At 52.7% G+C, this 14,131-nt stretch carries 12 protein-coding genes and 2 pseudogenes; 9 read left to right on the top strand and 5 right to left on the bottom strand.

Features of this window, described 5'->3' with window-relative positions; genetic code table 11:
• The first annotated feature begins 7 nt into the window (after positions 1-7).
• From EDC30_RS18495 to EDC30_RS18485, 3 genes and pseudogenes are all read left to right on the top strand, one after another.
• Positions 8-778, top strand: a complete 771-nt coding sequence (locus EDC30_RS18495; protein WP_132260346.1) for a hypothetical protein — start codon at positions 8-10, stop codon at positions 776-778.
• Between the two features lie 63 nt (positions 779-841).
• Positions 842-1,480: a hypothetical protein gene (locus EDC30_RS18490; protein WP_165973882.1), complete on the top strand. Its 639-nt coding sequence runs from the start codon at positions 842-844 to the stop codon at positions 1,478-1,480.
• 73 nt (positions 1,481-1,553) lie between these two features.
• Positions 1,554-1,780 (top strand): annotated as a pseudogene (locus EDC30_RS18485) (transposase); the annotation flags it as partial.
• 75 nt (positions 1,781-1,855) lie between these two features.
• Here EDC30_RS18485 and EDC30_RS18480 read toward each other — a convergent pair.
• Positions 1,856-3,145, bottom strand: a complete 1,290-nt coding sequence (locus EDC30_RS18480; protein ID WP_132260344.1) for a Y-family DNA polymerase — start codon at positions 3,143-3,145, stop codon at positions 1,856-1,858.
• 2 nt (positions 3,146-3,147) lie between these two features.
• A complete protein-coding gene (locus tag EDC30_RS18475) occupies positions 3,148-3,669 on the bottom strand; it encodes a LexA family protein (RefSeq protein ID WP_243656862.1) in 522 nt (173 codons plus the stop codon).
• A gap of 423 nt (positions 3,670-4,092) precedes the next feature.
• Between EDC30_RS18475 and EDC30_RS18470 the strand changes: the two genes are divergently transcribed.
• The 6 genes from EDC30_RS18470 (at position 4,093) to EDC30_RS18445 (ending at position 11,808) form a co-directional block, all read left to right on the top strand.
• Positions 4,093-4,341 (top strand): antitoxin Xre/MbcA/ParS toxin-binding domain-containing protein, encoded by a 249-nt coding sequence (locus EDC30_RS18470; protein WP_132260342.1) that lies wholly within the window; start codon positions 4,093-4,095, stop codon positions 4,339-4,341.
• A 110-nt stretch (positions 4,342-4,451) separates the two neighbouring features.
• Positions 4,452-4,883 (top strand): hypothetical protein, encoded by a 432-nt coding sequence (locus tag EDC30_RS18465; protein ID WP_132260341.1) that lies wholly within the window; start codon positions 4,452-4,454, stop codon positions 4,881-4,883.
• 192 nt (positions 4,884-5,075) lie between these two features.
• Positions 5,076-8,051, top strand: a complete 2,976-nt coding sequence (locus tag EDC30_RS18460) for a type VI secretion system Vgr family protein (protein ID WP_132260340.1) — start codon at positions 5,076-5,078, stop codon at positions 8,049-8,051.
• A gap of 63 nt (positions 8,052-8,114) precedes the next feature.
• Positions 8,115-10,316, top strand: coding sequence for a M23 family metallopeptidase (locus EDC30_RS18455; protein WP_165973881.1), 2,202 nt, complete (start codon positions 8,115-8,117; stop codon positions 10,314-10,316).
• Positions 10,297-10,824: a hypothetical protein gene (locus EDC30_RS18450; protein ID WP_165973880.1), complete on the top strand. Its 528-nt coding sequence runs from the start codon at positions 10,297-10,299 to the stop codon at positions 10,822-10,824. The genes EDC30_RS18455 and EDC30_RS18450 overlap by 20 nt, the downstream gene beginning before the upstream one ends.
• 213 nt (positions 10,825-11,037) lie before the next feature.
• On the top strand, positions 11,038-11,808 hold the full coding sequence (locus EDC30_RS18445) for an AP2 domain-containing protein (protein ID WP_132260337.1): 771 nt from the start codon (positions 11,038-11,040) through the stop codon (positions 11,806-11,808).
• A gap of 994 nt (positions 11,809-12,802) precedes the next feature.
• Here the strand turns inward: EDC30_RS18445 and EDC30_RS18440 are convergent.
• The 3 genes and pseudogenes from EDC30_RS18440 to EDC30_RS18430 all read right to left on the bottom strand — a co-directional run.
• Positions 12,803-12,988: pseudogene (locus tag EDC30_RS18440) on the bottom strand (NAD(P)-binding protein); the annotation flags it as partial.
• A gap of 63 nt (positions 12,989-13,051) precedes the next feature.
• Complete coding sequence (gene badI, locus EDC30_RS18435; protein WP_132260336.1) at positions 13,052-13,831, bottom strand: 2-ketocyclohexanecarboxyl-CoA hydrolase; 780 nt, start codon at positions 13,829-13,831, stop codon at positions 13,052-13,054.
• Between the two features lie 93 nt (positions 13,832-13,924).
• Positions 13,925-14,131 (bottom strand): electron transfer flavoprotein subunit alpha/FixB family protein (locus tag EDC30_RS18430; RefSeq protein ID WP_207907258.1); only part of this gene is annotated, 207 nt, incomplete at its 5' end.

Here is a 14,131-nt window from a genome sequence, read left to right as displayed (position 1 = left end):
AAGCAACATGATTTTTGACCCTCATCCACAACGCAAATTCTTCGAAACGTGCGGTTTAGCACTCATTTTGGACACACAGTTTGAAAAAGACGCCCCAATGGGGAATATTGCAAAGAACAGGATTTCGGACGTAATTTTGGCGTGCTTAATTGGTTTGGGTACTCAAGCGACTCCTATCATTCCACGCTGCCTTGAATGGTTGGATACGGCGATTTCTCACGATGAGGATTTTGGTACGTCACGCAATTTTCACCGCATGGCATTGCATTGGGCTAAAGCTCTTGGTTTATGGATAAATGATGGACTTAATAGGGTGGAAATTTGGAATAAAGTTCGTCAGTTTGATGAGGCAGCCCTAATGCAGGATCAGAATGTTTGGCCGAAAAATCTTATTGCCAAGGATCGGCTAGACGACTATATGGCGTTTTGTTATCAAGCTGAACAGTATGAGGTTGGTGTAGCTGAATTTGAGAAATACTATGGTCTAAAGACTATGTCCCTCAAGCGAACGTTAAAGCCTCGAGAGTTTGCATACATATTATGTCTAAATAAACTTAATTATAAATTTAACGATGCAACGCTGTTTGAAGCCGGCCGGAATATGCTGCAAGCTAATCTTGAAGAAAATTGGCTAGGGCGTGGACAATATATTCGTGCCGCAACTTGGCTTAAGCTTGTGCATTGGGAGCACAATAAAACTTTACTTCCCTTTGAGGTGCTTCTTAGAGCTTATGATGATATGCCGAATGTTGCTCGACCAGAGTTTGTAAATGGTTAATTAGCCAGAAGGTTTACTTCGGCGAAGCGGCTGTGCGATAGAGCCCGTGTTGGCTGAAAAGCTTTGGACTATTCAAAATATTTTTTAATCGTGAAAACAAAAGCATTCATTCCCATTGCACTCGCTTTTCTTGGCATTGCTGCCCATGCTGAAGACTCTAAGCAACCTAACGGTTCGTCGTCGCTTCAGACAACTACCACAGCACGGATTCGTATGTTTGGCCAAAACGGCGCATCGGCAGTTCTCTTCCGAGACAGCGCGTGTGTGAAAAGCTTTTGGAGCAGCGAGGGCGAAAAAGTCTCGGGTGGTTTGGGGAACGCATTCAGCTCTTTTGCGGGCACCGTAAGCAATACCAGCCTCGGAATTCCAGAAACCGACACCACACGCAACCTCGACCAGAAAAACGGCCTTCTTTCCAAAGCGTATTACCGCGAATACGAAATCCCAGCTGGCAAACCGACTAGCATGCGCATGGGCTTTCGTGATGTATCGTCGTTCTATGTCTCGAATGGTATTCGCTATGAGTCGGTAAGCCCTAGCTGCAGCGGCGCGATCACGTTTACGCCAGAAGCTGGAAAAGACTACGAAGCCGGTTTTGCATGGGAAGGCCGAGTTTGCACACTGTCTGTGAACCAGGTCCTCGTCAAAGACGACAAGACGGAACTCGTGCCGGTTACTATTAGCGTTGCACCTGACTGTTGAAGGATCTCTAGTTACGGAATCGTGAGCGCCATTTAATTGCCAATGGAAATTCGAACTATAAAAAATAACTTAAATCAGCGTATATTTCCGTGATCTTCACGGCCCCTGGCAGGGGGGGGCAATGAGAATACCAATGGGCTGGTGAGGCGGTATTTCCCTAAAAGGCGGGGCGACATTTCAGCATACTCACAAGCTCAGCTCAATGCCGTGGCAAGAAAACTCAATGAGCGGCCTAGGAAAACCTTAAACTACCAAGCGTCAGCTGAGCGATTCATTCAACTCGTTGCGCCGGCCGGTTGAATCCAAGTTTGGAAGTGGACAGCTCCGATGCGACACGTCGAGACCCATCGGGATGCAAATTGTGCTCGTAATTGCTCAGGCTTTGGCTGTCGGCAGCTCATCCCATCTGGTCGTATAGCGTGGTGAACGGTTCTGAGCCAGCATTGACCATCGCTGCTGGATGCCACAGGACGCCAAATACAGCGTATTGCGCCCATAGTCTCGGTTCAGCCCATCCAACACCTGCATAACTTTCTCTGACCGCTCGTCTGGCTCACGGAACAATGATGCCTGCCGGACGGTTTCCGGAATCAGGTCCAGCAACATGACACCAGCCTTTTTATAGCTATATCCGGGCCGGTAAATACGCCGCAGGCCGTACAACGCAGCTGCAGTCATACGCCGGGTGTCGCTGGTCGCCTCAGTCAATGGGATCGTCACGCCGTTGTGGTACTGCGCATCCTGCTGGCGGAATCGATTAGTCTGCACAAACACATGGATGGCACCGCAGATTGACCGCTCATGCCGTAGCTTTTCTGCGGCACGCGCCATGTATGACGACACAGCCTCCCGCAGCTCATCGGGCCTTGTGACCATCGTGCCGAACGACCGGGACGATACGATTTGCTTCTTTGGCGGCAGGACTTCTTCCAGCGACAGGCAGGACAGACCGCGCAGCTCATTGCAGGTACGCTCCATTACAACGCCAAAATGCTGCCGCATCAGCTTTGGCTCAGCATCCCGCAATGTCTGCACGGTATCGATGCCTAGGTACGACAGCCGCTTGGCGATCTGCCTGCCGACACCCCAGACCTTGCCTACATCCAGCGCTGAAAAGTACCGACACAGCTCTGCTTCCGTCAATGTGGTTAGATCGCACACGCCGTTGAACTCTGGCTTTTTCTTGGCCAGATGATTGGCTAGCTTGGAAAGAGTCTTAGACGGCGCTATGCCTACGCAAACCGGCAGGCCAACCCATTGTCGTACCCGTTGCCGGATCGCTTGCCCTAGTGCGTCATACGATTTCCAAAGACCAGCCAGCCCATCCAGACACAGGAAGCTCTCATCAATGGAATACACCTCCACATGTGGTGAGAAATCGCGCAGTATCGTCATCACCCGGTTGCTCATATCCGCATACAGCGTGTAATTGCTGGATAGGGCAACAATGCCATGCTGCTTGGCTAAGTCCTTCAGCTGAAACCATGGCGCTCCCATCGGCACACCTAGTGCCTTGACCTCATTGGATCGGGCTACAGCGCAGCCATCATTGTTCGATAAGACGACCACTGGCCTGCCTTCCAGCGCGGGATTGAAGACTCGCTCGCAAGAGACATAGAAGTTGTTGCAATCGACCAGTGCGTAGACTTTGCCGGATGCTGTCATGGCTACACCGGGAAGCGACGCAATACACCAGTAACCACGCCCCATATGGCCAATTCATCCAGGTCGGAAAACCGGATGGGCTCGAAGTCCGGATTCTCGGATCGCAACTCGACAACGCCACCCCGCATATACAGCCGCTTAATGGTGTATTCGTTGTTAATGGCGGCAATGACGATGTGCCCGTGCCTTGGCTCGATAGCGCGATCAACCGTGACCTTGTCGCCATCCAGAATGCCTGCGTTCTTCATCGACATGCCGACCACAGTAAAAATGAAGGTCGATGCCCGGTGTGGAATCAGGTATTCATTTAGATCCAGGCCGTCTTCAGTGTAGTCGGCTGCCGGGGAGGGAAAGCCGGCGGGAATGCGTTGTTTGAAAAAGCGAGTGCGCCAAGGGATTGGTTCGGATGAAACAGGTTCTGGCTCCTGGAGAAGAGTCAGATCGAGAATATTGGGGAAGCTGTAGATCGGTGGCGGCATGATGCCGTTAACTGTATATAAATACAGTATATTTGGCAATGCCATTTACTTGAAATACTGCAAGATAAAACGATGACGGCGCTATCGCTCCAACGTCTACCAGTTTAAAGAACTTAGTAGAGCTATGCCGTGGTTAGGAGGCGGGATCAACAAGTAGGAGCGCTTTCTCCTGCTTCAGTATTTGCCGGAACAACTCAAGATCAGCGCGAGTTACGACCAGAGGGCCGAGTTGCCCGATCCTAACGTGACAGTGAGCATAAAGGGACGTCTTTCTGTGCCGTATTTTCATAATATTCTCTCGATCAAAAATGGGAAGGTAGCATGTTGTCAAAATAGCTATATATATCTTTCGCAAAGAATCTCGCATGACAAAACATTCATTTATTGCTCTACTATTTTTACTTGTTGCAATAGAGTAATGTGACTGATGTGCTTACTCATCGCGGTTGATGCCGCTGCCGTTACGCTATGAATGAAAAAGAGTTGGATACCTTCGACAATCTAGCCCGCGAAGCTGGACAGGCGGATCCCCAGCAATGGGTGCAACATTGGTTGAGTCAGCCAAATGAAATTCTGGAGGGGCGGCGGCCGATAGATGTGTTTGAAGCTGGCTCTGACATCGCAAAAATGCGTGTGTACGTCGTTGCAACGATTGGGCTAACGGGACCAGGCTCGTCCTTTGTTTCGGCGGAGAAGCTGGAGTCGAAACAAGAGTGAATATATCAGTGCTGAATACCCGCCGTGAAATTGCGAGCATAGCGCTATACAGGAAAAGACGTAGCACTCGCTACTGATAGATAGGTAAATCAAATAAGGAAACAATCAACATGGAAGATATGGTTTGGCACTTCACCACAGGCCAAAAATACGTTCTGATCCAACAGGACGGGAAATTAAAAAGAGCTGCAATCGGAGTCAGTTATCCAGAACTGCCGATTTTATGGTTCTCAGCTCATAAGCTGTATGAGCCTAGTGCGCTAAAGCTTCTCGTGCAGGCCCGCCGCCAGGCGACTTTGGAAGAGCTGCGTGAGATAGGTATGGGGGTATTTCGCTACGGTGTGCCAAAATCTAGCTTAATTCCCTGGCCGGAGCTGGCGACTAAAGCCCGTATGAGCCGCAGCATGACTCGAAAGCTTGAAAGCAGGGCAGTGCAGATGGGAAGTGATCCTTCGGACTGGTATGGCTCGTTGGAAGATTTGCCGATCAAAGATATGGTCATTCAGCGAATGAACGACGAGCATCAGTGGGATTTAATTTAAAGGCATCAACTTAGCTCTGGGCACATAGTTCTATCTCAACCTCCGACAATTTGTCGGAGGTTTTTCAGATTGCTTCGTTAGTACCCAGGCTCATTTTTTGATCAGAGCGAATTCAGAATAAGTTGAAAATATGTAAATAATGGTTTATTGTTCTCGGCGTTGTTAAAATGATAACCTCGCAGAGAGAGAACCATGTCCGAGGCAATTCCAGGCGTAGGTAGCATCACAGAGCACCTTGCAGCCTTCAGCGCCGACACGCGCCTGTATGAGCTCGATACGGCCCTGGGTTCCGATCAGCTCATGGTGGAAAGCTGGGTTGGCCGCGAGGAACTCTCCTCTCTCTACGAATGGCATGTCACCTGCCTCTCAACCGATTGTCACCTCGAGCTCAAGACCCTGCTCGCCCAGCAAGTCAGCCTGTTCACAACATTAGCCGATGGCACCAGGAACCGGCGCACTGGCTGGGTCTCGGAAGTCGCCCAACTCGGTGCTGACGGTGGACTGGCACGCTATCGACTCACTATCGTCCCCTGGCTTTGGCTCGCCACGCAACGCCGCACTTCCCGCGTCTTTCAAGATGCTACTGTCCTGCATATCATTGAAGCCGTGCTGGCTGCCGATGCGCCGCGCAACAACTGGCGCATTACGCCAGAAGCGCAATCCTTCATCGATAGCCTGCGTCCTCGTAGCTATTGCTGCCAGTACCGCGAGTCCGACTATGCCTTCCTCACGCGCATCCTGGCCGAAGAAGGCATCGGTTTTACCTTCGAGGAAGACGAGGACGATGGCGCATTGTCGAAGCAGCGCCTAGTCTTGTTTGCCGATTCAGTGGCGGCCTTCGCTGAGGACTACTCCTCGCAGCATGCCAATGGCGGACGCGGCATCCGTTTTCACCGCGACGCCGCCGTGGAAGCTCAGGACAGTATTCAGCAACTCGGCTGTGAACGCGTGTCGCAGCCTGAAGTCACGACTATCTCGGGATGGGATTACAAGGCCAAGCGAGTCATTGCCGCTTCCGCCCACACGGCGCACCCGAACGACAACAAGAATATCCCTTTCGTGGAAAGCGCCGACTGGCTGGGCTTGTATCCCTTCGCCAGCCAGGATGAGGCCGAGCATTACGTGCGTATCTTGCGCCAAGCCATGGATTGCCGCACCAAGACCTGGTTCGGCCAGGGCAAGGTGCGCTCTTTCCGCACCGGCACGGTGTTCGATCTCACCGAAGCTCCTTTCCCCCGGCAAGACGGCGAGAGCGAAGAAGCCAAGCACCGCCGTTTTGCCTTGCTGGGCGGATTGCACGCCGGCGTCAACAATCTGCCGACCGGATTGAAGGCAGAACTGGCGGCCCGACTGGGGCCGGCCCCTGCCTATCCCGGCCAGCGCCCTGCGCAAGAGTGGCGCGAAGATGGTTTTGCTGCGCCATCCGCATGGCCTGATTCTCTCCCTTCGGACTTCGGCTGGGAAGATGGCTCCTCAGTCGCGTCCAGCGGCAGCCATGAACAGCATGCCAAGGCGGGGCCGAACGACGGTACCATCGCCGCCACGTATCTGGACCGAGCCGCCTGGGATACTTTGTTGAAACAAGCAGACACATCAGGCTACGCGAATCGCTTCACCGCCATCCGCGCCGATGTCATCTGGCGCCCGGCGCTGCTAGATGGAACTGGGTTACTGCTAAATCCTAAACCGACAGCATTGGGCAGCCAGACGGCGATTGTTGTTGGTCCGGACGGCAGCACGGCCAATGCCGGCACGGTCCATACCGATGATCTTGGCCGCGTTCGCATCCGCTTTCACTGGCAAACGGAAGAGTCCAATACATGCTGGGTGCGCGTCACTCAACTCTACGCCGGTCCCGGCTACGGCGCGCAATTCATTCCGCGCATCGGCCAGGAAGTGCTAGTGAAATTCTTTGGCAACGATATCGACCGTCCCATCGTCAATGGCGTCTTGTATAACGGCCAGGGACAGGATGACGCTTCTGCCCTTGCCAGCGCGAAAGACCATGCCTCAGCAGGACAGGATAACAAGCTAGGAGCTGGTGCTTCCCCTGCCTGGCATGGCGCGGCTGCCGGAGAACATAAGCACGGCGCTTACCTGTCTGGATTCAAAAGCGTCGCACTGGGCACTGATGGCTATGGCCGTCAAGCCAATCAGCTGGTCTTCGACGACAGCACCGGGCGCTTACGTACGCAGTTGGCCACCGACACTGCGGCCACGCAACTGAATCTCGGCCACCTGATCCACCAGGCGGATAACTATCGCGGCAGTTTCCGTGGTACTGGTTGGGAATTGCGTACCGATGCTTACGGCGCCATCCGCGCCGGCAAAGGCTTGATGCTTTCCACCTATTACGGCACCGCGCCCGGTGGGCTACCAGAACCAGCCGGAGATAATGCGGCCGGTGTCGCCATGCTGAAGCAGATCCAAGGTTTTGCGGATACGTTCAATCAGGCGGCACAGACGCATCAGACCGTGCAGATGGTGGCGGCTAAGGGCAGCAAGACCCTGAACGGCGGGGCAAGCCAGAGCAGCCTGGACGATAAACAGCCTCCGCTTGCCGCCATGCTGAAGAAAGTATCGGGCCAGGTCAGTGCGCTGGATGGCAGCGAAGATGGCAGCGGCGACAAGGTGCCGCACAGTACCGCGCCCCTGGTCACCGTGGCAGCGCAGGCGGGATTGGGCATGACGGCATCAGATGGCCTGCATGTGGCGGCAGGGGAAGTGGTGCATTTTGCCAGTGGCAGGGATATGCACGTGGCAGTGGGCGAAGCGCTGAGCGTGCATAGCGGTCAGGCGATTGGCTTGCTGGCGGGCGCGGTGGGCGCCGGGGATGGCGATGTGGGGATCAAGCTCTACGCGGGACAAGGCGACGTGGACATGCAGGCGCAAAGCGACACCATGACGTTCGCGGCGAAGGAGCTGGTGAGGCTGATCTCGGCCAATAGCCATGTGGATTTTGCGGCGGCGAAGAGTATTGAACTGTGCACGGAAGGTGGAGCATCGCTGAAGATCGAGGGCGGGAATATTACGTTTGCTTGCCCCGGGAAGATTTCAATCAAGGCTGCCAGCAAGAGCTTTACCGGGCCGGCAAGGCTCAATTACGCCTTGCCACAAATGCCCCGTGGCGAGTTCAAGCTGAAGAAAAATTATCCAATTTCCCGTTAAGTAATCCGGAAAACCAACGCAATGTTAATTAGCCCCCCGTTCTTACCGATACGGACTGCCGCCATGTCCGAGGATGACTGGCTGGAAGCCGCAATGCCTGGTGATCCACAGGGTCATGGCAGATACCCGCTCAGTTTCAATCTCGGATGGCATGGCGGCATTCATTTGCAGGCGCCTCAAGGCAATGACGGCCAACGTCTCCCGGTAAGGTCAATTGCAGACGGTACTGTAGTGTATGTACGTCAGCCTGACGCGCCCAATGACGATCCACAGCATCCCTTAAATTATGGCGATGTCAGTGGCAGACCAGTCTGGACCAGCAACGGATGCGTTGTTATCCGCCACGTCACGGAAATCGGGGTCAATGCGGAAGGTGTAGCCACCACCGTAACGTTCTTCTCGGTTTACATGCATCTGCATGCTATCAGGCCAACAGTCCAGCAAAACCGTCCAATTTATCGGAAGGACGAAATCGGTGATGCCGGCCATATATACGGCGAACCGCATCTATTGCATTTCGAAATACTGTGCGATGACACTAACGTGCAGTCGCTCGTCGGGCGAAGTGCCGGGGATCTAAATTTGTCACAAAATGGCCGGATCGACGCTATATATGGGGACATACACTTTCGCCTGCCGACCGGGTCCTTGATTTACGCACAACGACCTGCGGCTAATGTAGTGCAACCCGCAGTCGGTGCTGCTTATACGGCCGCAGCTCCCTTATTTGTCTCCCTTCGGTATGCGGCAGGCGATGGAGCCGCAGGCAATTGTGGCGACGCATATCTCCGTACGTACCACGTGAGCGGAGAGGTGGTCGGCGATGTCCTGGAAGAAAATGATGGCGAGTACGGTATTTATACCGAGGCCGGCCGCATTGTGACGGCGTATCGCAATGCTAATTCTCCGCAAGTACCCAGCCCAAGCGCTGTATATGAGTTACTGCGTTTCGGTCGCACAATTGGTACCGACCAGTTAACCCCGGCAAATACGCCGCATTGGCGGCAGATCCGCTATCCCGGTGGGCAAGGTTGGGTAAATCTGAACGCTGCAGATGTCAGCAAATTTAGTGATTCGGATTTCCCGCATTGGATAGGCTGGCAGCTTGTGGACGATAGTGCAGATCAGGACAGTCGTTGCGACTCATCTACGATTAGGACTTTGCTAGATGCAAACAATGATGGCCGTATAACGCCGCAGGAAGCCACTGCTCGCCTTGGTGACGTGCCTATACAAGATAAACTTGCACATGTCATTGCTAAATATCCTACCGAATGGGATGCGGCCAGTTTCGATCATCGTTGGGGCTGGCTAAGAACTTCTACCGCAGAAAATCCCGAGCCGCTGACCGAGGATGATTTTTCTAGGCTAAGATCCCATCTCGAGGCGCTGAGCTTTTGGCAAGGCGCCAATCTGGGAATCCCCAGCTCACATTGGCATTTTCATCCCAAGGCTTTCATCCGGCATTTCAGAAAGTGTGGATGGCTGAGCGTATCGGAGTTTGCCCGGTGTATTCCTCGAAGGAGTCTTTCAGGCGTCACCAACTGGAATACTGCTCACACACGGTCGACGACACACTCGAGACATCTTAATGAGTTTTTCCGGAAGTATCTTGGCGCATGCCCCAAAAGGTATGTGCATGCTCTTGCACAGATATACATTGAAACAGGTTTGTTGGCCTTGATGAATGAAGGTGGAGCGGGGGCGAATCACCTGTATGGAGCTTTCTACGGACGCGGCTATAAGCAGCTTACCTGGGCAGGCAATTACAAGAAATATGGCGCCTTTAAGGCAATACCCGATCAGGCTAATCCTGTTTATGGAGATGCGAGAATAACGGCAACCTCAACACATGCGATTGATTCTGGTGGCCAAGTTATGCGGTGGGCTCCTCGGTATGATCCTGCTATCGTAAGCAATAATTTGACCCATGCGGCGGAGTCGAGTGGATTTTATTGGGTTACGAAGACCTTCCGCGGCACAAGAAACATGAACCGGGTTGCTGATCTTTCCTTTAGTCCAACTAGCGTCGCATTTAACTGCTGGTTGATTAATGGCGGCGGTAATGGATATGCGCATCGGCAGCAATTTGCAAAGTATCTCGCAGATGTACTGCTTGACTCACCGCCGTTGGCAGGATCGGTACAATTCACCTATCCTCCGTTGACCCCTCCACAAAATCCATCTTTATGTCAGACTTTTCCGCCTACGGAAATTCCCTATACTCTGAATGGCACTGTTCATTATGATCGCCAAGTACCTTAAATATTTATCAGGCGCGCTTCTGCTTTTGTTGGCGGTTTCTGCAAGTGCAGATACAAATCAGAATGGCGGCATCTGGGCCGATTCACCGGTAGGCAAGTGTTATTCATCTTTGGATGATTACATGGTGAATGTCTTCGGCCCCGACTATAAGGACGATGACAATATTCAGATCATCGATGCGACATCTAATAGCAATCAATATAAATGGGTCTTTGATAAGACGCCGGGAATCAATATTACAAGGGTCATGTTAAGGCTCGAAAAATCTCAGCGTGCGTGCGCTATTCTATTCATTCCGTACGCCAGCACCGTACGTGAAATACGAAAGGAGAATTCCACCGGCTTGCCAACCCAATTTCTGGCACTCGATACGCCGCCTCCAGGGTTTCCGGCTACGGAAGTGCTCTATCAATTGGATAGGAAGACGAACACCTATTTCCCTCAGCAATGTACCAAGCGCTCTGCAGGCAAAAAAGAAAAAGTGAACTGCGCTTCGATTTTTCAGTAGAGTTTTGATACAACATGAGTCTTTTGGAAGACTTAAGGCGTATTTGGAGGGGCGGTTTCCTTGGCAGTGAGCGAATCTTGATAATCCGGTTGCCCATTGGTTCTTTCATCCAAAGGGGCTTATCTAGCACATCGGAAAGCGTTACACCCATGATGTATCTGGCAAATACAAAAGACGTAGAGCCTCAGAGTTAACTTCTCAAGTAAATCCACAATGAAGGCTCAAAGACCAATTGTTGATCAGGTCCAAAGCAAGGCCGCCGATTGTAATCAATTGCTTAACGAAGCAATTACCAAATTGGGCTTGAAAAACGATGCGGCTTTGGCAGCTAGGCTATGTGTGGCACCGCCGATCATATGCAAATTGAGAAAGGGAGATTTGGCGTTTGGTCCGTCTTTGATTCTTCGGCTGCATGAAGAAATTGGAATGTCCATCCGCTATATTAAGCATTACCTTAGACTGCCATCACTGCCGCTCCTGACAAAAGACAATAACGATACCCCAAGCCTGCCAGCTTTGGATGAGTTCTATGGGATTGGACGCCAGGAAGTCAGCCGTAACGTGAAATATGCACAATGGCGGGTGACCTTGCAACGGCAAGGAGAGGCGTTTCGCAAATCCTTCCGGGACGATGTGTACGGCGACAAGGATAAATCGCTTGAGGCAGCCAAAGCGTATCGGGACCAAATCGTAAAAAACCATCTGCCCATGGTAAAACGAGACTGGGTGCAAATTGTCAGGGCCAGCACCAATGCGTCGGGCATACCAGGCGTAATACGCGTCGATAGAGAAATTAGAAATAACAACGATAAGCCGGTTAGAAGGCTAGCCTGGATGGCCTACTGCCGGACTGAATCAGGCAAAAACAAACAACGATTATTCTCAATTCGTAAATATGGCGAACAGCGAGCTTTTGAGTTAGCACTCGAGGCACGCAAGGCATTCCTGGAGGATGTAAAAGGTTACGTCCTGCCATTGAAATAGAAAGAACAAGTGGCTAGTACATAATGTCTATTCTGTAGGCATGCCTACGCCGCCAAGCAGAGACAGTTCCTCTGTCTGCGAGCATAGGCCTACGTTCTTACCTCGAAAGTTTCGTTCATACTCGGTATTTGGCGGAATGCGTCAGGAAGCGGCCGAAGTAGTTAGAGCCAGAGCCGGGGGCGTCGGTGCCGCAGTCCTGTCGGGAGCGCCTCGTCAATTGAGGTCAGGACTGCTGCGCCCCCGCCGTTGATTGGATTGGAACGTCTGTGCCAATCGCACAAGCGCCGCTGGCGACGGTCCGGTTTGGGTCTTGGATTCAACCGGTCGATTTAACTTACCAAAAAAGTCTAACAAAATGTACTGTCATTTCGAGCTAGCAAGGGTTCTCAGCGGCATCTGATTCCAATGCAGCCTGAGATTCTCACTTCGTTCGAAATGACAGTACATTTTGACATGTACTCTTCATCGAATCTGTCCCAAGGCGGCCACAGGCGGATCCTGAGCAAGGGGGCAGAGTTGGCTGCGTCAGGAAAATGCCATTCTCGAAGGGTGGCGGCCGGCTGATGTGTTCGAAGTTGGCTCAGATATTGCAAAGATGCTGGTGTATGTCGTCTCGACTATCGACTTAACGGCCAAGGCTGGCTAAACGCGTGAACAGATTTTGCACACGAGCTCTAAAACAGATGGGGAAATAGGTTATTTGCACACATTAGTGCACATGAGAATTGTAATAAGTCATTGTAATAAAAGAGATTTCAGATGCGTGGTGCTAAATATTTAGGACTTAAAATCCGCCGCTTACCCGAGAGGGGGCGTACCGGTTCGATTCCGGTCTCAGGCACCAAGACCCTGTTCCCCGGGCTAATACATGCCGTGTGCGGTCAGAGCGAAATAGAATGTTCGATGAGGTAGCCCCATTGCTGCCGTATCCTGGAACGACATGTTGGCGGGCATGGCGAAACAGCAGTTTTCGTCGACGACCAGTTGTTCCGCATATGAACTCCCAGTTCGCCGCCTTTTTCCAGCACACAGACTGAGACTTCCTTGCCTTTTGGGGCTGCGAGTTATTCAAGCGAATGGCGGCTGCCAAACCAGCCGGACCACCACCGACGATAACGGCATCGTATTCTGTCGCTTCACGCAAGCCATATTGTTCGATGAGAGCTCGGGCGGAGGGCATGGTGAACAGAGTAGCAGGTGGGACGTCAGGCTGGGTAGGGCGCCTGATGCGGCGCCCGGTCCATCAGAATTTGCGGAAATTCGGCTTTCGCTTTTCGAGAAAGGCTTTGACGCCTTCCTGGGATTCTTCGGTGCCGTAGTATAGGCTCAACGCCTGCATGCCGAGACCGCCGATGCCGCGAATATTGTCGCTGTCGGCGTTGAGCGAGCGTTTGGCAATGGCAATGGCGGTCGGGCTCATGGCCAGGATTTCCATGCACCAGCGTTCTACTTCCGCGTCCAGTTCGGCTGGCGGGACCACGGCATTAACCAAGCCCATTTCCAGCGCTTGTTTCGCTGTGTAACGGCGGCACAGATACCAGATTTCCCGTGCTTTTTTCTCGCCGACCACCCGTGCCAAGTAGGCTGTGCCGAAGCCGGGGTCGACCGAGCCGACCTTCGGGCCAACCTGACCAAACTGTGCGCTTTCTGAAGCGATTGCCAAGTCGCAGCAGGTCACCAGTACATTGCCGCCGCCGATGGCATAGCCGTTAACACGGGCAATGACGGGCTTGGGCACGTCACGAATTAAGCCCTGCAATTCCTCCACCGGCAAGCCAATGATGCCGCGGCCGTCATACCCGCCATCATGCGCGGATTGATCGCCACCGGTGCAGAATGCCTTTTCGCCGATGCCGGTCAGCACAATCACGCCGATCGATTTGTCCCAGCCGGCTCGATTCAATGCATCGATCATTTCATCGCAAGTCTTGCCGCGAAACGCATTGTATTTTTCCGGGCGGTTGATGGTGATGCGGGCCACGCCATCGCGTGCTTCGTACAGGATATCGGTATAGTCACTCATAGTATTTCCTTTCCATGCAAGGTTAGGTTGCTGTCAGAATGCATGCATTTGGCAGCAACAGAAATTGCGCTTTCGTTTTATTGTCAGGTTTGGCTATCCCAATTCCTTGACCAGCTGCGGCACGATCTCGAACAGGTCGCCGACGATGCCGTAATCGGCTACCGAGAAGATCGGGGCTTCCGGATCCTTGTTAATCGCCACGATGGTCTTCGAATCCTTCATGCCGGCCAGATGCTGGATGGCGCCGGAAATACCCACCGCGATATACAACTGCGGCGCCACGATCTTGCCGGTCTGCCC

Source organism: Paucimonas lemoignei (assembly GCF_004342585.1).
Taxonomy (GTDB): Bacteria; Pseudomonadota; Gammaproteobacteria; order Burkholderiales; family Burkholderiaceae_D; genus Paucimonas; species Paucimonas lemoignei.
This window is presented reverse-complemented; position numbering and strand designations above follow the sequence as displayed.